Source organism: Crateriforma conspicua (genome assembly GCF_007752935.1).
Taxonomy (GTDB): domain Bacteria; phylum Planctomycetota; class Planctomycetia; order Pirellulales; family Pirellulaceae; genus Crateriforma; species Crateriforma conspicua.
In genome coordinates this window covers 6,197,936-6,218,559 of sequence record NZ_CP036319.1, presented here as the reverse complement: position 1 = coordinate 6,218,559, position 20,624 = coordinate 6,197,936, and the positions used below count along the sequence as shown (strand labels likewise).

Here is a 20,624-nt window from a genome sequence, read left to right as displayed (position 1 = left end):
CAGGCAATACGAAATCAACGCCAGGACAAACCCCAACGACAGCAACATCACCAAAATTCCGCTTGATGTCATGACGTTCCTTTCGGTTGATCGGCGACCGTGGACGCTTCATCGGCCAGAGCTCGTTGAAGGCGTCCGCTTTGCAACCAGCGGGCACCTGCCAAGTGAATCAGCACCAGCAACAGGGCGGTCACCCCTAGCAAAAAGATGACCGACATCAAAGCGACGCGGTCCTGGATGATCGTGCTGAAGTACCCCTGGATGACCTCGCCCGTTTCCGGGTCTTTGCGGTCCAGCACGTTTTGGAAAAAGAACGCAACAAAGATCACGCCCAAGTAAACGGGAACGACGTATTTCAGCAACAGTTGGACGAATCGAGGGATCCGCATGTGGGCGCCGATGTGTGCCTCGTGCTCTCCACGATCGATCCCAAAGACCCAGCCATACACCACCGCTTGGATCATCGCCAAAACAAAGATCAAAAACGTGCCCACCCAAAAATCAAACGTGTCCAGTGCTTTCAGGCCGGCGGAAAAGTAGACGACAAACAGCGAGCCCGCCAATGCAATGATTCCCAGCAGGGTGGCGCTGGCGTGACGTTCCAGGTCGAAACCTTCTTCCAGGAAAGCGATGAACGGTTGCAGCATAGATAGACTGCTGGTCACTGCGGCAAGGAACAGCATGAAGAACCACAAGAAACCGAACAGTTGGCCCGCATACATCTGGGCGAACACATTGGGCAGGGCGTTGAAGCCAAGGCCGAACGTTCCGAAGGATGCCACGCTGACACCCAAGAAGATGAATGCGGCGGGCAGAGTGATCAGGCCGCCCAAGCAGACTTCAAAAAATTCGTTCATGCTGCATGCGGTCAACCCGCTCAGCACGACATCATCTTTCTTGGTCAGGTAACTGCTGTAGTTGATGATGACGCCGAAGCCCACCGACAGGCTGAAGAAAATTTGGCCGGACGCGGCCAGCCAAGTTTTCGGATCCGTGAGTGCTTCGGGTTTCGGATTCCACATGAACCCCAGTCCGTCATTGACCTGGTCCGACGGCAAGGTCAGCACCCGTGCCAGAACGCACAATGCACAAACCACCATCAGTGGAATAGCGAACTTGCAAAAGGTCTCGATCCCTTTGGCGACGCCGCGATAGATCAGGATGAAGTTCAATACGAACGTGATCGCGATGAACAGCAATAGCGGCGATCCACCGCCGCCGAAGGCGTGTCCGTCTTCGCCGATGCCGACAAAGTCGGAAAAGAATGATTCGTACGCCGCGCTATCTTTGCCCAGCATCAGATCGCCCGTTGCATAGTTCCAAGCGTAAGCCAGGCACCACGCTTCGATCACGATGTAGTACATGTAGATGACCAGCGGGATCAGCAAAGCGAACACGCTTAGGTAGCGGGCTTTGGGCGTTCGGCACAGAACACAGAAGATCCCCGGCGCACTGTGGAATCCACGCGTGCCTCCGAAGCGTCCCATGGTCCACTCGGTCCAGCACAGCGGGATGCCCAGGATCAATAGCGAAATGAAGTACGGCAACATGAATGCGCCGCCGCCGTTCTGGGCTGCCTGGCCGGGGAACCGCAGAAAGTTGCCCAGTCCGACCGCCGATCCGGCGACCGCCATGATCACACCCAGCCGTGATCCCCATTGTTCCTTGCGACGCCGGCGCGGCGGCGACGTGGTGGCATCTGGGTCAGCAGAGGACGAGGACACGGGGGCTGCGGGAACGTTGGACTCGGGCTCCGCGGTTTCGCTCATAATGGACCGTTGGGCAGGGCGGTGTGCGTTCGTCTGGGCGACCGAAGCCGCAAAACGGCCACAGTGTAGCACGCTTGACGTGGGGGGCGGGCTGACCAGCCTTCACCGCGGGTCGGCACCGGCGGAATCAGAGACCGAACTCAGTGCTAGGGGCGATCGAGGGACCGCCGCAAAAGAAATTTCGTCGCAGCAGAAACACGCGTCGGTTTCGGGCGAGTGTCGAAAGTGGTCAGGCGCGGGCTCGAACCGCGGACACCGGCCTTTTCAGGGCCGTGCTCTACCAACTGAGCTACCTGACCGAACCACCGAAAGTGATTCGTGTGGTCAATGGGAAGGGCGACAGTTTACTCGCGAAGCAAATAAAGTCGATCCTGGATGATCACTCGTTTCCCGGTTCGCGTATCCTAGGTTATCCTCAAATCAAACGTCAATCGGTCAGGTGGTTGCTCTGGTCGTTGCGTTTTGGATGGATCGGTCTTTTCGTCTTTTTTCTTCAGTCCTCGGTTTGATGCTAGCCAGATTTCTGTCAACGGCGTCGTGTCGGCTCCGTCCATCGGTGCAACGAATCGGTCGGTCGCCGACCGCCTGGGGGGCGACGGCCGCTTGGGGATTCCTGTTGTGGGTGGCGACCGGGCTGTTCGGAACGCTGCCCTCCGCGTCGGCTTATTCGCCCTATGACCCTCAGGTCATGCAGATGGTTGACCGCGGGGTTCGGTACCTTGAATCCTTGAACGAACGATCCTTTGCTCAGGTGACAACCGGCTTCGGGCAAGGTGTGGGGCAGCGAGCGATGGTGGCCTATGCCCATCACAAGGTGGTCGGTGATCCCAATGCACCGGCGGTGACCCGAGGGGTGGAAAGGGTCCGCTGGCTGCTGGATCGCATGCGGCGGACCGATACGACGGAAGCTTCGCACAGCAACAAGCTCTGCTACACCGTGGCGGTGTCGATCTTGTTGTTGGCCGACCTGGATCCGGATGGATACAAATCAGAATTGAATGAGTTGTATCGATTGATGCAACAATTTCGTCTGTCCAACGGCGGCTACACCTATCCGGGCGAAAAGAACGGCGACACGTCCCAAACGCAGTACGCGGTCTTGGCGTTGTGGACCTTGTTGCGAAACGGCTTCGACGTCGATCAAAACCAGTTGGCCGATACCATCCGTTGGCTGGGGCGTGTCCAAGACGTGCAGGGCGGATGGCCTTATCACGGCGTCGATACGGCCGGTGGCCAGCGGATCAACCAGCGCCCGGTTTCGATGTCGACGACCCTGGCCGCCGGCAGCGCCTTGCTGATTGCCGCCGATGCGCTGCAGACCTTCGGCGATACCGGGGGTGATGATGTCAGCGATATCGAAGGTTTGCCCAAGGCGCTGAAGATTTATCGCGAAGAATCCGAGCGCCGGAAAAAGGTTCGCGTGCCCCGTGACATCGTCATGACACCGATCAGCTATGCCGAACGCTATCGGACCGAAAATCCGTACGAGCGGGTCCAGCGAGTCAGCGGTTTTGATTGGTACTACTACCAGCTGTACACGCTGGAGCGATACGAGAGCTTTTTGGAGTTTGCCAACGGGACAAAAGTCAAAAGTCCCGCCTGGTACAACGACGGCGTGGAGGAGCTGAAGGAGTATCAAGATCCGAAGACGGGCGGGTTTGGGATCATCGATGGTGCCGGAACCAATCCCGGCGTCTCCACGGCATTTGCCGTCCTGTTCTTGATCCGCAGCACCCAGAAATCGATCGTCGATTTGAATCGCGGGTCGCTGGCCGGATCACGTGGTTTGCCCAGTGACACCACCGATATTCGGGTCGAAGGGACCAAGATCAAAGGGCGTCCGATTGCTGCCGCGGTGACTGATTTGTTGGACATCTTGGAAGACGACGGCGCCGACGAACTGGACGGTCAGTCGTTGCCCGAAGATCTGGAATTGTCCGACGACCCCGACGTTCGCAAGGCCCAACTGGATCGGTTGGAACGACTGGTTCGTGGCAGTCGGTCGTGGCAGGCCCGCCGTGTCGCTGCACGATTGCTGGGCAGCAGCGATGAACTACGTGTCGTCCCGTCGTTGATTTTTGCCTTGAGCGACAACGATGCGATGGTCCAGCGTTTCGCACGCGATGGGTTACGTTTCATCAGCCGAAAGTTTGACGGCGTCGGCATGCCCCGCGAGCCGAATCGTGATGAAGTGGTCCAGGCCCAGCGTGACTGGCGTCGGTGGTATCACACGATGGAACCGAATTACGTGTTCTTGGAATCGGACCTTCGCTGAATGCCAGATCCTGTATCCGTCACATTCAATCAAGTCGGCTGGATCATCAGCCGCGCAAGCAACGTTTGCGTCACCACCGCACCTGAGAGCTGAAACCACGCATGCCCCGGGCAACCTCCGCCGAAATTGAACCTCCGCCGGTCGCCGACGGCGATGTCCAACTGCTGCGCGATGCCCGCCGTGCGGAACGTGAAAAGTTGCGGACCAGCCGTTTCGATGTCGTGACGTCGTTCTTCATGGCGTTGATCTGGTTCATCGGGACGTTTGTCGTCCTGATGTTCATCATCTGGCTGTTGTCCGGTGACCCGCGGCCGATGGTCCTGAAGCCGCAGATCGAAGAAGCCAGCGGTCGCGGCGAAAACGCCGAAGGCTTTGAGCGCGATTTCGAACCCCCGGGCGAAGAAGAAGTCGAAGAATTGCTGGAACCGACCCTGGAAGACACCATCGAAGCGGTCACCGATAGCGTCAGCAGCGTGGCCGCCACCCTGACGTCCAACGACACCCAGGCCACCGCCACGAATGTGGGCACCGGGATGGGTGACAGTCGGCCCCCTGGGCCGCCCGGTGAAGGCCCCTATGTCGTGCCGCGGGGCGAACGCTGGCAATTGAATTTCACCGCCAAAGACATCAAGTCCTACGCCAAGCAGTTGGACTTTTTCGGCATCGAACTGGCCGTGATGGGCGGCGGAACCCAGGGCGTGGACTATGCATTCAACTTGGCGGGAAATCCCAAATCACGGCGACTGGTCGACACATCCACAGAAAAACGACTGTATTTCATGTGGACTCGCCCCAGTCCGCTGCAACGTTTTGACCAACAACTGTTGATGCAGGCCGGCGTCAGTCTGGACGGCGGCCGCACCCAGTTGCGGTTCATCCCGCCCGAATTAGAAGACTTGTTGTATACGATCGAGATGACTCATGCGTTTTCGAAGGGGCGCGAGACGGTTCAGGAAATCGCCAAGACTGTCTTTGAATGCAAACCCGGCGGTGACGGATTCACGTTTGAAGTGATCGACCAACGCTATCGGTCGCCGAAACCTTGATTGTGGCACGTTGCCCGGGACGAAGACGGCCCGGCCGCTCCGTTGGCCGCCCAAGCGGCGGGTTATCCGGCCCACGGCGTCCGAAGTGTCCATGAAATCCGCCCATGCCGCGTTGCACCGGCGGGGTGTTCGGGTGAAAGTGTTGGAACCCTGCGTTGCCGCCTGGTGATGGGACGTCCGGCGCCCGTCGGCACCACTTGTCGTACAGATTGAACCGCTTGTCAGTAAATCCCCCGCAGTGGAAGGATGGGATCCTTGATGGTCCTCGCTACCTCACTTTTCGATATCATTTCGAACTCCACGTACTTGGCTCTGGCGGCGGTCGCGCTGTGGGGCATCTATTGCATCGTTCTGGTGTGGACTCGTGTCAACCAGAAGCGGTTCGTCAGCGAAGACGAACAGGATGCGTATCTGGACGAAGTCGTTCCGTTGTTGGAATCGGGGCAGTTCGACGCGGTGCTGGACCACTGTGAAGACGACGCTCGTGCAATTCCCCAAATGGTCGAATTGGCCGTGGCCAACCGGCATTTTGGTCTGCGTCGCGCCCGTCAAATCATGACCGACCGGTTCCAACGCGACGTGCTCAGCGACCTGGAGTATCGGCTCAGTTGGGTCGGCACGGTGATCAAGGCGGCCCCGATGATCGGTCTTTTCGGGACCGTGTTCGGGATGATGGGCGCATTCCAAACGTTGGCAACGGCCGAAACCGTCGAACCGTCGGCGCTGGCCGGCGATATTCGTGTCGCGTTGGTGACGACCGCCAGTGGTCTGGCGATTGCCATTCCGTTGATGATCCTGGTCGCCAACGTGAACATCCGAATCGCCAAAATGGAGGACTTGGTCAGTTCCGGTGTGACGCGATTCTTCGAAGCGTTCAAAACAGGACTGTCTAAAGAAACCGGTCGTGCCGCCTGATCCCTTGCGATGACACAGCACCTTTCCGAACAAGACGATTCGATTCATCTGCCTCGACACAAACGTGCCGAGGACGAGATGGATATCACGCCGATGATCGACATCACGTTCTTGTTGCTGATCTTTTTTGTCGTTGCGTCCAAAATGGATCCGACACAGACCGGTACCATCCCCAGTGCAGACAACGGGCTGGCCGTGTCGGCAGATGATTCGGCGGTTTTGTTCTTGGAGCCTGGACCGGAAGACAAGGCGATCGTGACGCGTTTGGACGGCACCCCGTTCAGCATGGACGAAGAAGTTCAGGCGGCCGAAATTGTTGAATATGTCGACACCGAATTGAATCGGACCGTCGGACGCCAAAAGACACACGTGATGTTGATGGGGGATGCCGACCTGAGTGTGATGCATGTCACACGTGTTCAACGAATCATCGGCGACGCGTTTGAGGATCTGGACGTCACCTACATCGCGGTGAAGGAGCAGTGACGTGTCGATCCCGTTGACCTGCGAAAACTGTGGCAGCACCCATTCGGTGAATCAACGGATGGCGGGAAAGGACATCCGCTGTCCCGAGTGTGATCAGTTGATTCATGTGCCCGATGAAGTCGATTTGCCAGCGGAGCCCTTGGTGGAGGCGGCGGATGTGCCAGTGGCCGAGTCGAGTGAAGACGTTCCGGTCGACGTCATTGCCGTCGTGGACCAGGGGGGCCAAGAACGCTGGGCGAATGAACCCGCCGCTGAAGCTTTGGACGCCGCGGTCGCAGTGCCATTGGCCGTGGCCCAGGCGATTCCAGTTGCCGGTCAGGATGAAGAATTGGCTGTTGCCGGCACGCCGGTCCCCGAAGGTTGGGATGACGACGACGTGGCCGACGAACTGGCCGACAGCCTAAAGCGTGAACCCAAAGAACAAGAGGAATTGGACATGACGCCCATGGTGGACGTCACGTTCCTGTTGTTGATCTTCTTCATGGTCACCGCGTCTTTCAGTTTGCAAAAATCGATTGAAATGCCACGGCAGACCAGCGATCTGCCCAGCACGGCTAACGAAGAAGAAATCCTGGACGAACTGGACGTCGTCGAATTGGAAATCGACCAACACGGTTCGTTCTTGGTATTGGCACCCGATTGGGAACGCGAGACCCCAGGAAAACAGAACCTGACCAATACACTGAAAGAGGCGATTGCGGGACGACGTGACGGAATGAAATTGAACATTCGGGTTCACGAAGAGGCGAAACTGCAGGCCTTGGTCGACGGGATGGATGCCGGGACGATCGCCGGATACACGGAAATCAAAGTCGCACAAGTCGACGGGTTTGATTAACCCAAGACGTTCAGCTTTGTCGGTGGTTGTTTCCGGGAATCACGGTGGGAAAAAGATTGCACCACCCCCGATTCGAACCCGACCAGACTGTGACGCATCGACGGAACCTTGCCGCGTCGACGGCAACCATCGAATCCACTTTTCACCCTGACCAACGTCTAATCATGCTTGCCAAAGAACTGATCGATCGATTGGAGCGACTCGCGTTGCTCGATCAAGAGATCATCGAAGCCCTCCGCGAACAGCTTCAGCAAAGTGGCAGTCGCGTCACACCCGAAGCGGTTGCCAAGTTGCTGGTCGACAACGGACAGTTGACACGGTTTCAAGCCACCAAGCTGATTGGCGAACTCCGAAGCGGCGAGTACCAGGATGAACTAGAAGATGCACCGGAGTCGGAGGGGCAAGTCGACGAACTGACGTTTGCCGATTCCGAGGAATCCGTCGAAGCCGAGGAAGAAGAACCGATTGCCGAAGCGGTGCCGGTCGCCCTGGCCGCATCGGCTGACGATGACGTCCCGATGGCCCAACCGGTGGATGCCGACGGTGAAGATGCCGGCGGCGATTTGTCGTCGATTGCCGGCGGCACATCGGTTCGGCCAGTGCGTCGAACGAAGACACCGGATAAGTCGATTTGGGACTCGTTCAAGGTGTACGGCTATGCCGGCATCATCGTGATGTTGGTGCTGATCTTTTCGGCGCTGTATTTCGTCCTGGGACGCGACAGTGCCGAGGACTTTATCAAGCAAGCCGACAAACTTTACAACCAACAAAGCTTTCAGCCGGCGCAAGAGCAGTACACCAAGTTCTTGGACAATTATGGCAATGACAATCAATATTCATCGCTGGCCCGGACACGCGTCGCCCTGAGCGAACTTTACCGTGCCAAAGCCGTTCCCAATCCGGTGCGTGGCCTGGAAGTCGCCAAGAATGTGTTGCCGGCAGTCGCCGAGGAACAGGCGCTGAATGATGACCGCGATGATCTGGCGGCATTGCTGACGGATATCGCAGAAAATATCGCCCAGGCCGCCGACGAATCTGAATCGACCGGCGAAAAACAGCAGTTGTTATCCGATTTGGATGAACACATCGATTTCATGGACAACCCGCTGTATGTGTCATCGCAAATGCGAGTGACTTTGGCCGGTCGTCTGAATTCGGTCAAAGAGACCCGGGCGCGGGTTCAGCGTGAAATCAACCGAAACCTGCAACTGGATCAGGCCGTTGCCAGCATGAAGGCATCGCTGGAGGCGAAAGAGACCAAGGAGGCCTATGACACTCGTTTCGCATTGTTGCGAGATTTTCCCGAACTGCGTGACAACGATCGTCTGGAAGAATTGATTCAAAAGGCAAGTGAGATCCAGCAGACGTTGGTCGGCCCTTCCAGCCGGTTGCCCGAGACGGATCAAGCCGCCGATGAATCGGATTCGATGCGGTCGATCGCTTTGACCACCCTGGTCGGCGACTCCATCGTGTCATTGCAGGATGAAATCGTTTACGTCGGTGCCGCGGCGTCGGTGTTGGCGTTTTCGGCCGAGGACGGACGGTTGTTGTGGCGCAAATACGTCGGCAGCACCAATACCCATCCACCGCTGCGGATCGGGGCCGGGCAAAGTGTGTTGTTGACCAACGGTGTGCGGAATGATTTGTCGCGATGTGACGGCCAAACCGGCGATGTTCAATGGCGCAGCAGCTTGGGGGAACCGTTTAGCCAGCCCGTGATGACACGCGGCGCGACGTTCGTTTCCGGAGAATCCGGCGTGGTGTATTCGCTGGACTTGGAAACCGGTGATGCCATGTGGTCGACGCAAATCCCACAACCCCTGGAAACTAGCCCGGGGGTCGATGATCGTGCCGACATGGCATACTTGCCTGGCAACCACAGCAATCTTTACTTGCTAAACACGCGCGACGGAAAATGCGTCGAAAGTTACTACATCGGCCATCGCGAGGGCACCATCCAGGTTCCGCCGGTTCCGTTGCTGGGGCACCTGTTCGTTTTCGAAAACTATGCCACTGACGCGACGAAAGTGCATGTCCTGCGGCTGGACGACGAAGGCAAGAATCTGACGCCCGTTCAGGTGTTTCAGTTGAATGGCAATGTCATCGTCCCGCCGATCGTCCAGAAACGCCGCTTGATCGTTTTGACGGATCTGGGGGAAGTCAACGTGTACGACGTGGAACCGACAGCCGATCGTGACAAGGTTTCGTCGATTGCCAAGTGTTCGCCGTCGTACAAACAGCCCACGCTGACCCGCATGGCCGCCAATCGCAGCCAGATGTGGATCACCGGAACCCGCATCGCTCGTTTCCAGCTGCAGATCAATACCGGCACGGTGGTTCGTGATTGGGTCAAACACGACGGCGATGCCTTTGTCGGTCAGCCGATTGCGTTGGATGACGCTTTGATTCATGCCCGTGTGTTGCGGGGGACATCGGGCATTCGTGTTACCGCGGCGTCACCAGAAACGGGCGACATGGTGTGGCAAACCGATGTCGGTGTGCCGATCGCAATGCTGCAGCGGGTGCCCGGCAAGGCGGCATTTCATGCCATCACCAGCCAGGGTGCGCTGTTTGAATTGGACCGCGCCGCGTTGGCAGAAGGCAGTACCAAAGCACCGCTGGAAAACCCAGGGGGCGAAGGCGTGGCGATGCGGTTTGTCGACCCGATCCTGGCCGCTTCGGCCGGCCAGGAAACGCCCAATCGGATTTTGGTCAACAGCCAAGAACCCAGCGAAATCTTGGTTTACGATCCGTCACGTCAACGCGACATGTTGCGGAAAGTGACGATTCGTTTGCCGGGGCGCGCGAAAACCGCCGGCCAACCGATCGTCGCCGGTGGTGGTTTGCTGATTCCGCTGGATACCGGTCGCGCAGTTTTGATGCGTTGGCAAACCGGGGCCACCTTGGGCAGCCCGTTCCAGCCCTCGGTCGATCCGACCGGTGTGGTTTCTTGGTCCGATCCGGTGCCGTTGGCGGATGATCCCGATCAAGTCGTCTTGTCCGACAGTCTGGGCCGACTGTACCGGCTGCGTGTCGGACAACAGATGCGTGAGCTGTCACAAACCCAGATTGACAAACCTTTGTTGGGGCCAGCGACCCGTGTTGGTACCACTATGGTCGCGACGACGGCCGGGCCGGCCGCTGATTTTCTGGTCGGCTACGACATGACCGGTTTGGAATTGCAATTCGAATCACTTTTGGATGGTCGCGTGGTTTGGGGGCCAACGGCGGCGCCCCAAGACGACTCGGTCGCGCTGTTGCGGACCGATGATGGACAGCTTCGGGTCTTCGACGAAGCGGGCAAGCAAAAATTTGCCGTTGATTTGCCTGCGGGGCGGTTGGTCGGACCGCCGACCGCCGTCAGTGACGACCAATGGTTGTTCACCGGACGCGACGGATGGATGGTGACCGTCGATCGCAACACGGGCAAACGAATCGCGGAAAAAGATCTCGGACAACCAATTTCGGCACAGCCGGTGACCGTTGGCGATAATCGCTTTCTGGTGCCCGGTGAAGAAGGGGTGGTTTACATCACGGAGTTTTAGAGACCGTTTGTGGTGAAGCGAATCTTAGGGATATCGATCGCATCCCATTCGTCCGCCGTTCGATTGCCTCCGTGCCAGTACATTGGGTCGCTAGTCATGATCGCAGAACACATTGTTTGGAAATTCGCTTCCGAACCGACGCCTTTCCCGACGACCCATCCAATTCGGGGTCGATGTCGATCGGGGGCAACGCATCGGATGGCAGACCGTCACGCGGGACGCATTTTCCGGCGATCGATCGCGTTATCGGCGGTGGGGCTCCGGTGCATCCTGGTGTGTTGTCTTTTTGCGGTAACGGTTTCCACCAGCGTTGCCCGCGCGGCTGAGTTGCTGAACTACGCCCAGTCAGGATCGCCACCCGACCCGGGACTGCAGTTGTTGCAGGAAGAACCCCATGACCTGATCTTTTTCAGCAAAGATGCCGGTGGCGGTTGGGTGAAAGCTCGTTTGTTGGATTTGCCCAACCGAACATCCATCAACGGCCAAACGGGAACGCTGCGGGTGGAAGTGTTGGGAATCGACGACCGTGTTTTCGGGGCCAAGTGGTCGGACGTCGATCGGATTGATTTCTGGGAACAGCGTCTGAAACGCGAAACGTCCGAGCGGATTGCCCGCCGCGATTTCAAAGGCGCTTATCCGTTTCTTTCCGTGCTGATTCGTGATTTCCCAAATCTGCCCGAATTGACTCAGATTCGCAGCGATTTTCTCTGGCAAGACGCAATCGATCGTGCGTCCCGCAGCGAATTTGTGCAATCGTTGGCGATGCTGAAAGAACTGCGACGTTACAACCCGGATTACAAAGTCGATCGATTGTTGGGGGCGATCGACGGGCTGAACGATCGACTGATGGGTAAGTTGGTCGAAGACGGCAAGTTGGACGACGCCCAGAAAATGTTGTCGCAACTGGAAGACGAGTACCGGGGCCAGAACCTAAAAAGCGTCGCCAAATGGAACCAAGCCTTCGTGCGGATGGCCACGCAGCGAATGGATCAAGCGATTGCCGCCAAGGACCGTGAAGACTATCGCGACGCGCATCGCTTGGCCCGAGACGCCGTTCATCTGCGGCCATCCCTGGCGGGCGCAAAAGAACTGGTTCGTGAACTGAATCGCATCTATCCAATGGTCAATGTCGGCGTGTTGCAAGCCGCACGTGACTTGGACCCGACCAACATGTCCAACTGGGCGTCGCGTCGATCGGGGCGATTGTTGTACCGAACATTATTTGAAATGCGTGGCGCCGGGCCTGAGGGTGGTGAGTACGAGTTTCTGTTTGGGCAAACCGAACAGAGTGCCGACCGGTTGGAGTTTGATCTTTACTTCGAACCCGAAAGTTTGCCTCCGCCATTGAACCAGGTGAATGGTTTTGATGTGTTTGATCGCATTGCCGATCGGGCACGTCCAGAAAGTGAAACCTATTTCACGGCTTTCGCCGCGGCGCTGAAAACGATGGGCATGAACGGCCCCAAGGAAATCCGCTGTATCCTGCGGCGTCCTCACGTGTTGCCAGCCAGTCTGTTGCAATTGCCGGTGGACGGATCGTGGTTCGGTCAGGAGATCGGGGCGCCGACGGGGGACTATGAACGAGTCGGTGTCGATGAAGTGGAATCGCGTTACCGTTTGATCAACCAGCCGCGGATTGAATCGCAGCCCCGGGAGATCATTGAAACGAAAATGTCATCGGCCGCCGAAGGCGTCGCGCAGTTGTTGCAGGGCGAAATCGATGTATTGGATCAACTGTTCCCTTCGGATGCCGCTCGCTTGAAAAGCAGTCGTGACATTCGTGTGTCGGAATATCCATTGCCGACGGTGCACATGCTGATTCCCTGCAGCGATCATCCCTTTGTCGCTGAACGTACATTCCGGCGTGCTTTGTTGTACGGGATCAATCGCGAAGACATTTTAAAAGGCGAACTCCTGGAAGGCTTCCAAACGCCAGGATGTCAGGTCATTTCCGGCCCGTTCCCGGCCGGCAAGGAGCGGGATGATCCGATGGGCTATGCCTATGATCGGACGATCCAGCCGCGGCGGTATGAGCCCTCGGTTGCCAAGTTGTTGGTCGCACTGAACCAGAATGAAATGAAATCGGCCGCGCAGCGTGCGGAAAAAGAGATGCCGGAGATGACGCCGCTGCGTTTGGCGTATCCGTCGGACAACCTGTCGCGAACCGCTTGCGAAGCGATCAAGTCGCAGTGGCAACTGTTGGATTTGGATGTCGAACTGGTCGAACTGCCCACCGGTGCGAGTTATCCCGAGGAAGACACCGCCGACTTGGTCTACACGTCACTGGCAATTTGGGAACCCATCATCGATGCGCGACGACTGTTGGGGCCCAACGGTTTGGCCCAAAGCGGCAATCAGTACATCGGTCTCGGTCTGCGGCAATTGGAAGAATCGCGAAACTGGCGTGAGGCTCGCGATCGCTTGCTACTGCTGCACTTCTACGTCAGCCAGGAATTGCCGATCTTGCCGTTGTGGCAATTGATCGATTCCTATGCGTATCGCCGTCAGGTCCGTGGGATCGGGACGGACATTGTTTCACTTTACGAAAACGCCGACCAATGGCAGCTGCAATGACAGCGTTGATCGATGACGATCCGAAAGCTCGGGGCACCAGCGAACACTTCCATCGCGACACCAGCGGTCAAGTCAACGGTGTTTCCGCGTTGACAGCACCGACCGATTGGGGCCGACATGGTTTCGTTCTTGTCGCAGCGACCTGTTGGGCCGTGCTGTCCTGGATGCCTTGCGCGTCGGCCCAAAATTCCCAGCCGTCGCGTTCCGCCGATGCCGGTTCAAGCTCCACCACTCCACCGATGGTCACGCCTTGGGATTACGACCCGTACCGCGTGTTGATCTGGTTGGCCAGCGATGATCCCGCTGTCGATGCCGACGCGGTTGAAAAGCCGCTGCGAAAATTTCTGCGTCGTGATTTTGATGCGTTGTGGCGATTGGACATTCGCGATACGCCGGTGGCCGTCGGCACCGAAGCGATGCGAGACTTGGAAGGTTTGGACTTTCAACGGCTGGCGTCGTCCGACTTGGTGATCGCCGTCAAGCGAAATCATCCGGACGCCAGCCAGATCCGTTACATCGATGATGTCAACCGCTTCGTCGACAAGGTGGCAACGACGTCAACACGACGGGATGTCATCACCCGTCATGTCGAAAATGGTGGCCAGGCTTCTCTTTCGACGATCGCCGACAAGTTGAATGTCATTGACGGTGATTCGCTGCGGTTAATGCGACAGTGGCCCGAGGAGTCCACCGAAGCATTGTTTTTGACTCGTGGTGCCGCTGGTCAGTTGGATGATCCGGAGGCCAAGTTGGTGATCCCGCCACTGGATGATCAGGTCATTCAGGTGACGAAGAAATATGACAAAGTCTTTATCGTCACGTATGAGTCCACCGCCGAATCCGGCCCCGTGGTTCGAGCGGTGGAATTGGACACGTTGATGCGTTACGTCGGTGGCGTCAAAACGTTTTCCTGTTGGTCACGGCCGGAAGTCCCCGCGTCAATCGGACGCGCCGTCACTGCGGCGTTTGCCCCCGTCGTGCGTTTGGATGATGCCGGTACCAAAACCACCAGCGGCTTGGTGCGTGGTGGGGGGCTGATCGTCGCCGAAGACAGTCCCGCGATGATTCGGGTCGGTGATGTGTTACGCCCGATGATCCGTAAGAACGATCACAACGGCAAACCGTTGATTGTCGGTCCCGCCGATTGGACCTACGTCTTGGTCACCGAAGCGGACCAACGGAAAGCCAAAGGCAATATCCACGCCGGTAAATCCAACACGTTGAAGGTGCGGATGAACAATCGCACCTTCCGCATGGGTTTGAAGGTGGCGATCGATGGCGAGCAAACCGAACTGCGACTGCACGCCCGCGAAAAGCCCGATTTTCCGCTGATCGGTTACGAAATCTACGAGCGTGAATTGGATTCACGCCACATGAACTTTGTCGGCCGCACAAACTGGGATGGTCGCTTGGTGATTGAACGCAATGACCAGCCTTTGCGTTTGTTCTATGTGAAAAACGGTGGCGCCGTGCTGGCACGTTTGCCGTTGGTGCCTGGTCGAGCTAACCAGGAAACCGCCGGGCTGATTGGCGACGACATGCGCCTGCGTGCGGAAGCGTATGTGCGTGGTGTGCAGAACGCGATCATCGACTTGGTGGCGATTCGCGAATTGTTTGCCGCTCGCATCCGCTTGCGATTGGAGCGTGGGGAAATTGACAAGGCCGAAGAACTGTTGGGGCAGCTCCGCGATCAGCCCACCAATCAAGCTATCGCAGACGATCTGAGCAACAAGCAAGATGAGTTCTTGAAAGCCATCGGTCGCGACCCGAATCAGCGGCGCAAGGTCGACAACCTGTTTGCCACCACACGAGAGACGTTGGTGAAGTTCATCAACGGACGCTTGTTATCCGAATTGGAAGTGGAGGTCCTGAACGCCAGAAAGAAGGCCGACAGTGCTCCCGCGGAATCCGAACCGGATCCTAAGGACGAGGACCCGTTCGGCTGATCAGCGGATTGGGCGATGAAGTGATGTCGCTATGGGGATCAGCTATTTACGCCAGTTTGGGCGTTTTCGCCTGGCATTGGGGTGATGTTTGATGATCAGGTGAGGTGCATCTCGTCCGGAAAGTTTCTTGCCCAGCGGACGTGTCGTTGGCCGCACGATCTTGGCCCGCAGTTTGTCCGTTTCCCGCATGTGGTCATCGTCGATCTCAAATTCGACGGCCATTTTCTCTTGCGGAACTTGCCCCTTATCGCTCTGCCATACGGTGTGGTGAAAGAAGACATCGTCGCGAAAATCTTCGGCTTCGATGAATCCAAATTCACCGTCGGGGCGGATGAATCGGATCACCCCCAGACGCTTTCGTTGAATCGGAAACGGGCGAGGACGATCCGGATCGGGATCGGTGGGGCGCGGCATACAACGGCTCGGAAAGGATTGACGGGGCCAGACGGATACGACACGGCGACGATTCCAAGCAGTTGGCGTCGCGCGATCAGATTGTCCGGATCAATTTAGCTCGTGGGCCCGTTCGTCGTCAGGGATCTGCATCCACTTGGCCATCGAACCCGCGGTGGCACGGCGGACCAACCGGGGCCACATTTCGGCATTGTCCGAAAAAACGCTGTCCGCGGATGCCGGTAAGACGTGCCACCAGCCTTCGTCAATCTCGCGTTGCAACTGGTCTGGATGCCAGCCCAAATGGCCGATCATCAAACGATACGGCCGATCCGCGTCTCGGATCAGTTGTTGCAGGTTGTCCTTTTGGGCGGTGACGAAAATTCCCCTGCCGGTCTCGGTTTCCGCGTGATCAGCTTCCGCGTGAATCGCCACCAACGGGCCGGACAGGGGGCCACCAAAATGGATCGGCGGTGCGTTTTCAGTGGATGGCAATGCGGACGCCGAAGGCACGATCAGGCTCTGGTCATTGCATTCCTCGGAATCAGCCGGCAATTCTGTGTCGGAATCGGGCAGCCGAAAACGTGCCTGCGACGATTTTTCGTCCGAATCGAACAGTCCGTCCAGCAGCCCGGGAGGCGTCTGCATGGGACGATTCAACATCACGCCAATCACGGCATCGTCTTGTCGATGCACCAGCAGACAGACCGATCGCGCGACCGTCGGGGTATCAATCAAAGTGGACGCAACCAGCAGGTTGCCCGCCGAAGGGTCCTTCATCTTTCATCACGCTAAGTGTAGGAAAACAGTCAGGGGTGGCCCCGCTGCCAGCATGGCAATTTGCGGGACACCTGACAGTGAAAATGCAAGGTTCATGCCAATTGATGGTCCCCTTTCGGGCGGGGAGGCCCAATCGGCCGATTTCCGGATCCTTCACAACGGATTCGTGGCAACGAATGAAAGGGTGTTTGCGGTGACGATCGATACGATGCGAAAAAATTACTGTCTGGCGGGGCTGGACATCGGCGACGTCGCCCCCGATCCATTGGTCCAGTTCGATCGTTGGTTTCATGAAGCCCGGCAATCGGATCTGCCGGATTGGATGGAGGTCAACGCCATGACACTGGCCACGGCATCAAGTGACGGGACGGTCACCAGCCGGATCGTTTTGTTGAAGGGCGTCGAAGAGAGCAAGTTCGTCTTTTACACCAACTATGGGTCGGTCAAAGGTCAACACTTGCAGCAGAATCCGCGTGTGTCCCTGTGTTTCTTTTGGCCACATTTGGAACGTCAAGTTTTGATCGACGGCGTCGCGGCAAAGGTCAGTCGCCAACGCAGTGAACAGTATTTCCATTCGCGTCCAAGGGAAAGCCAAGTCGGTGCGTGGACCAGCGCGCAGTCCAGCGTCGTTGATGGACGCGACGTGTTGCAGCAGCGGTATCAGGAGTTGACCAATCAGTTCAACGGCGACGTGGTTCCGTTGCCCGATCAGTGGGGCGGATATGAGGTCACCGCCGACCGCATTGAATTTTGGCAGGGGCGTCCAAGTCGTTTGCACGATCGGATCCAGTACCGACGTGATCAAGATCAATGGGAAATCCAGCGACTGTCGCCGTGACGGATCAAAGCGAACGCAACGCCGAACCGGTCGATATGGTCGGTATCGGCGTATCGGTTTGGGACCAGATATTTTTGGTTGACCGATACCCGGACGAAGATTCTGTGGTTCGGTCGGATCACCGTTTGCAAACGATCGGCGGCGGAATCACCGTCGCGATGGCGACCGCGGCGAAACTCGGGTGCAACGCCGTGTTGCTGGATCGTTTGGGGTACGACGACGCCTCAACTCAGATCATTGAATCCCTGCATCGCGCGGGGGTGAACGACGGACTCTTGCAACGGTGCCAAGGGGCGACCGCTTCGGTGGCCAGTATTTGGAGTGCCGAAAAGGGTGGTACACGAACCATCGTGTTTTCACCGGGACGCGACATCGACCTGCGTTGGGAAGAACGCTATGTCGAAACCGTTGCTGCGGCCAAGTTGTTGCATCTAAGCGGCCGACACTTGGATGCCAGCCTGCAAGCGATCGCGATTGCCAAGCGATCCGGGACGCGGGTGTCCTATGATGGCGGGGCTTATCGGTACCGTGATTCGATTTTACCGCTGGTCCGGCAAGCCGACATCTTGATCGTGGCACGGCAATTTGCCGAAGCCATGTTGGCCGCATCCAAGGACGGCAACACGGATGTGGACCAATCGTTGTCGCCGGAATCGCTGGCAACGCATTTGTTCGATACCACTTCCGCAGGAATTGTTGGCGTTACCGCCGGTGTGGACGGCAGTTGGTTCGTTTCCGCCGGCGGCCCCGATTGCCGGGGGGAAAGTTGGCATCAACCGGCGTTTTCCGTCGACAAAGTCGTTGATACGACGGGATGCGGTGACGTTTTCCACGGAGCTTTTCTGGCAGCGATCGCGCGGGGGCAAGATCCGAAATCGGCTTCGCGGTGTGCGGCCCATGTCGCGGCGATCAACGCCACAGCGGTCGGCGGTTTGGCCTTCGAAACCAGCCAACTGGATATTCGGCTGATGGGATGGCGGTCGTCCGGCAAAAGATTTTGATAGGACAATTTGTGACGACCGCGTTATGATTCGTCGTCGGGTGGATCTGCACGGCTGGGCAAGCAGTGGGGCTGCCGGCCGGATCGTCCACCGACGCACGTATCCATCGACGAATCGATCCGACGCACAGGTTGCAAAGCGTCATGACATGGCAAACTCCCGCGGGTGATCGCACGTTAACGGTTTGGGAAAGTCGGCTGTTTCGCAGCAGCGTTGACCTGCTGATCGATCAGATCACTCGCCAGAATCGCGGCGCCCCCGAATCCCGGTTGGTTCATACCGGCGTGTCACTTTTTGACCAACTGTCCAGCGTGCAGCAAATCGCTGTGCTGTCCGATGTGACTCGTCATTTGCTGTGTTCGACCGTCACGCCGGCGGAACTGAACGCGACCAACGAAGCGACGGTCTATGCCGTGTTCCGCAATGTGATGGACCAGATCGATTATGAAATCATGGGGCTGCCGACCCCCGGTCCGTTGATCGACGGGCAGCGTGATGCCGTGGAACAGGGACAGCTTGCGTCATTCGCTTGGCGGGCGTTGGTTAGCGAGGCCTATTTGGAACGCTTCCCACCCGGCGAATCGGAATTGGACAACCAGGCGGACGATCTGTTCGATGATGACTTTGGGCTCCCGCCGCTGGATTGTGATGACGAAGACCGCTGGGATTTTGTCATCGATGCGTTGGCCGATGAAATTTTGTGGGACCGGGATTTCGAATTGTCGGACCTGGTTCTGGACGTCGATCCGGCTCGGGCTGCGATCATGAAACAGCAGTTGGGGATCGACAACGATTACTACACCGACATCGCGGATGACCCCCGTGACGAAGACTTTGGTGTTTTGCAGCAATCGTTGAAAACGATGTTACGTCAGGCCTAGTGCTTTTGACGCTGGCAAAACGCAACTGGCCCCCGTCTGCAGATGCAATCGACAAGCCGACTTTGGTTTTCGTCGCGTGATCCGCATTAGGGCAGATCGTCGGCATCAATTGTTTCGCGTCCATTGCGGGTTCCCAGCGCGTGCCAAACATCCAGGTCGATGGATTCCGTCACGCTTCGAACCGAACCGTCGACAAAGACTGCTTGAACTTGCCCCGCATGAAAACTGCGCGATGTGATCATGGCATAGGTGGGATTGCCTGCGATGCCATTCTTGCCTTCTTGCCATGAATTGAAATCCATTTCAATCAGCGTTTCGCCTCCGTTCTGGTACATCACTTCCGAATTAGGTGCCAGGGTGACGGTGAAGCCTGTGTGGTGGACTCGGCCGTCGGGCCATTCGGTGTGACCGGTGTTTTTGAATTGATCACCGCTTGCGACCACCGCTTCGGCTTCCGCGATGGTGGCGGGCATGTCCGTGTCGGATGGGCCACCGTTTCGCGTGTAGGGCGTCCATGCTTTGACTTCCGACGCCAACAAGGTGCTGGATGTGCCATCAACGCAGTCGCGAAAGCGCAGAAACGAATCGGGAAAGAACATTCCGTCGCCCACGCGACGTTCGTTCGGTGCGTACACGTACCAACGTCCGAAGTTGAATCCGTAGGTGGTCGGATACAGCGACGGGCGGTTGTCGCTGAAGGTCCGGATCTGTCCCGTGCCTGGATCGCTGGGGCAAGCGTAAACGGGGACCCGCACTTCGTGGATCACCGATTGGTGGTCCCAGCCGATGCTCAAGTCCACGTTGTCATAAAGGCTGCCTTGTTCCAAGAATGGCAAAATTCGCCCATGCACTCCCCAGGATCCATTGTTTCCGGTCTGGGAAACCGACATGTCCAGTACTGCCGAGGGCGGGAATTTCTTGAACGCGCTCTGATAGTTGTGGCAGGCCAATCCGATTTGCTTCAGGTTATTTGAACACTGCATCCGACGGGCCGCTTCGCGGGCCGCTTGCACCGCGGGTAATAACAGCCCTACCAGCACCCCGATGATGGCAATGACGACCAGCAACTCCACCAGGGTGAATCCGTTGACCGGTGAAGCGGGAGGGCGTTTCGATTGCGAATGCGGCATATCGGGCGAAAACGGTTGGAAGGAGATCAAAGTCGCTGACGTTGTCGATCCCGCCGCACATTGCAACCGTCGTACCAATGCCATTGGCGACGACCAGAGCGAGGAATCTCGGGCAAGTCGCATGAAAGCCCATAGCATTCGTAGCCCATGAGGGTTGCCGGCGGCGGATTTGCCATCGCCGCCGGACAAATTTGCATCGGTGGTTAC

At 57.5% G+C, this 20,624-nt stretch carries 15 protein-coding genes and 1 tRNA gene; 11 read left to right on the top strand and 5 right to left on the bottom strand.

Annotated elements, in window-relative coordinates; all coding sequences use genetic code 11:
* Positions 1 to 68: 68 nt before the first annotated feature.
* Both Mal65_RS22760 and Mal65_RS22755 read right to left on the bottom strand, forming a co-directional pair.
* A complete protein-coding gene (locus Mal65_RS22760) occupies positions 69 to 1,724 on the bottom strand; it encodes a sodium-dependent transporter (RefSeq protein WP_231131219.1) in 1,656 nt (551 codons plus the stop codon).
* A gap of 271 nt (positions 1,725 to 1,995) precedes the next feature.
* Positions 1,996 to 2,068, bottom strand: a tRNA-Phe gene (locus Mal65_RS22755).
* Positions 2,069 to 2,325: 257 nt separating this feature from the next.
* Here Mal65_RS22755 and Mal65_RS22750 point away from each other — a divergent pair.
* The 8 genes from Mal65_RS22750 (at position 2,326) to Mal65_RS22715 (ending at position 15,394) form a co-directional block, all read left to right on the top strand.
* Positions 2,326 to 4,044, top strand: coding sequence for a hypothetical protein (locus tag Mal65_RS22750; RefSeq protein WP_196784386.1), 1,719 nt, complete (start codon positions 2,326 to 2,328; stop codon positions 4,042 to 4,044).
* Between the two features lie 101 nt (positions 4,045 to 4,145).
* Positions 4,146 to 5,090, top strand: coding sequence for a hypothetical protein (locus Mal65_RS22745; protein ID WP_145303046.1), 945 nt, complete (start codon positions 4,146 to 4,148; stop codon positions 5,088 to 5,090).
* 258 nt (positions 5,091 to 5,348) lie between these two features.
* Positions 5,349 to 6,005, top strand: a complete 657-nt coding sequence (locus Mal65_RS22740) for a MotA/TolQ/ExbB proton channel family protein (protein WP_196784385.1) — start codon at positions 5,349 to 5,351, stop codon at positions 6,003 to 6,005.
* A 9-nt stretch (positions 6,006 to 6,014) separates the two neighbouring features.
* The gene (locus tag Mal65_RS22735) at positions 6,015 to 6,491 is read left to right on the top strand and encodes an ExbD/TolR family protein (protein WP_145303040.1); all 477 of its coding nucleotides are present in this window, start codon (positions 6,015 to 6,017) and stop codon (positions 6,489 to 6,491) included.
* Position 6,492: 1 nt separating this feature from the next.
* Positions 6,493 to 7,329, top strand: coding sequence for an ExbD/TolR family protein (locus Mal65_RS22730; RefSeq protein ID WP_196784384.1), 837 nt, complete (start codon positions 6,493 to 6,495; stop codon positions 7,327 to 7,329).
* Positions 7,330 to 7,493: 164 nt separating this feature from the next.
* Positions 7,494 to 10,874: a BamB-related PQQ repeat family beta-propellar protein gene (locus tag Mal65_RS22725; protein ID WP_145303037.1), complete on the top strand. Its 3,381-nt coding sequence runs from the start codon at positions 7,494 to 7,496 to the stop codon at positions 10,872 to 10,874.
* Between the two features lie 198 nt (positions 10,875 to 11,072).
* On the top strand, positions 11,073 to 13,448 hold the full coding sequence (locus Mal65_RS22720) for an ABC transporter substrate-binding protein (protein ID WP_145303035.1): 2,376 nt from the start codon (positions 11,073 to 11,075) through the stop codon (positions 13,446 to 13,448).
* On the top strand, positions 13,433 to 15,394 hold the full coding sequence (locus Mal65_RS22715; protein ID WP_145303032.1) for a hypothetical protein: 1,962 nt from the start codon (positions 13,433 to 13,435) through the stop codon (positions 15,392 to 15,394). Before Mal65_RS22720 ends, Mal65_RS22715 begins: the two co-directional genes overlap by 16 nt.
* Before the next feature lie 42 nt (positions 15,395 to 15,436).
* Here Mal65_RS22715 and Mal65_RS22710 read toward each other — a convergent pair whose 3' ends face one another.
* Entirely contained in the window at positions 15,437 to 15,808 is a 372-nt protein-coding gene (locus Mal65_RS22710) for a cold-shock protein (protein ID WP_145303029.1), read from the bottom strand.
* Between the two features lie 90 nt (positions 15,809 to 15,898).
* A complete protein-coding gene (locus tag Mal65_RS22705) occupies positions 15,899 to 16,567 on the bottom strand; it encodes a YqgE/AlgH family protein (protein WP_145303026.1) in 669 nt (222 codons plus the stop codon).
* Between the two features lie 208 nt (positions 16,568 to 16,775).
* On the opposite strand from Mal65_RS22705, the gene pdxH reads away from it, so the two are divergent.
* From pdxH to Mal65_RS22690, 3 genes are all read left to right on the top strand, one after another.
* Positions 16,776 to 17,405, top strand: a complete 630-nt coding sequence (gene pdxH, locus Mal65_RS22700; protein ID WP_145303023.1) for a pyridoxamine 5'-phosphate oxidase — start codon at positions 16,776 to 16,778, stop codon at positions 17,403 to 17,405.
* A complete protein-coding gene (locus Mal65_RS22695) occupies positions 17,402 to 18,406 on the top strand; it encodes a carbohydrate kinase family protein (RefSeq protein ID WP_165701470.1) in 1,005 nt (334 codons plus the stop codon). The genes pdxH and Mal65_RS22695 overlap by 4 nt, the downstream gene beginning before the upstream one ends.
* Positions 18,407 to 18,549: 143 nt before the next feature.
* Complete coding sequence (locus Mal65_RS22690) at positions 18,550 to 19,287, top strand: hypothetical protein (RefSeq protein WP_145303019.1); 738 nt, start codon at positions 18,550 to 18,552, stop codon at positions 19,285 to 19,287.
* 86 nt (positions 19,288 to 19,373) lie between these two features.
* Here the strand turns inward: Mal65_RS22690 and Mal65_RS22685 are convergent, their stop codons facing one another.
* Positions 19,374 to 20,417 carry a DUF1559 domain-containing protein gene (locus tag Mal65_RS22685; protein WP_145303016.1) on the bottom strand — a complete coding sequence of 348 codons (1,044 nt, stop codon included), beginning with the start codon at positions 20,415 to 20,417 and terminating at the stop codon, positions 19,374 to 19,376.
* Between the last annotated feature and the right edge of the window lie 207 nt (positions 20,418 to 20,624).

Bases quoted from the DNA above. Each gene is read 5' to 3' on its own strand.
- Mal65_RS22690 (WP_145303019.1), top strand. From the start codon at position 18,550: ATGACATGGCAAACTCCCGCGGGTGATCGCACGTTAACGGTTTGGGAA.
- Mal65_RS22705 (WP_145303026.1), bottom strand. From the start codon at position 16,567: ATGAAGGACCCTTCGGCGGGCAACCTGCTGGTTGCGTCCACTTTGATT.
- Mal65_RS22740 (WP_196784385.1), top strand. From the start codon at position 5,349: ATGGTCCTCGCTACCTCACTTTTCGATATCATTTCGAACTCCACGTAC.
- Mal65_RS22710 (WP_145303029.1), bottom strand. From the start codon at position 15,808: ATGCCGCGCCCCACCGATCCCGATCCGGATCGTCCTCGCCCGTTTCCG.
- Mal65_RS22685 (WP_145303016.1), bottom strand. From the start codon at position 20,417: ATGCCGCATTCGCAATCGAAACGCCCTCCCGCTTCACCGGTCAACGGA.
- Mal65_RS22725 (WP_145303037.1), top strand. From the start codon at position 7,494: ATGCTTGCCAAAGAACTGATCGATCGATTGGAGCGACTCGCGTTGCTC.
- Mal65_RS22735 (WP_145303040.1), top strand. From the start codon at position 6,015: ATGACACAGCACCTTTCCGAACAAGACGATTCGATTCATCTGCCTCGA.
- Mal65_RS22720 (WP_145303035.1), top strand. From the start codon at position 11,073: ATGGCAGACCGTCACGCGGGACGCATTTTCCGGCGATCGATCGCGTTA.
- Mal65_RS22715 (WP_145303032.1), top strand. From the start codon at position 13,433: ATGGCAGCTGCAATGACAGCGTTGATCGATGACGATCCGAAAGCTCGG.
- pdxH (WP_145303023.1), top strand. From the start codon at position 16,776: ATGCGAAAAAATTACTGTCTGGCGGGGCTGGACATCGGCGACGTCGCC.
- Mal65_RS22745 (WP_145303046.1), top strand. From the start codon at position 4,146: ATGCCCCGGGCAACCTCCGCCGAAATTGAACCTCCGCCGGTCGCCGAC.